We start from the raw sequence: 239 nt of genomic DNA, 5'->3' as shown, positions 1-239 counted from the left end.
CTATCATGATTTCAATATGTTTGGCGGTACCACCGGCGGTAATGATGCTATCAAAACTGAATACCATATCAATCAGCATGATTTGAAATACAGCAGCTGCAAAACCTAACTTCTTTGCATTACCACCATGTAAAGCTTCCTCATCACCTTCCAGCTTATGATGTATTTCACGAACTGTTTTATACAATAAAAATAATCCTCCTGCTAACATCACCAGACTTGCCAGATCAAAATCCTTA

Annotated in this window: 1 protein-coding gene; it reads right to left on the bottom strand. The window is 37.7% G+C overall.

Annotation, left to right across the window (positions count from 1 at the left end; all coding sequences use genetic code 11):
* Window positions 1–239 (bottom strand): TerC family protein (locus tag VJI94_RS08785; protein ID WP_416383687.1); only part of this gene is annotated, 239 nt, incomplete at both ends.

This window comes from Parvimonas sp. D9 (assembly GCF_035282565.1).
Lineage (GTDB): Bacteria > Bacillota > Clostridia > Tissierellales > Peptoniphilaceae > Parvimonas > Parvimonas micra.
The sequence above is the reverse complement of the archived record's forward strand: the minus strand, read 5'-3'. Positions and strand labels throughout refer to the sequence as shown.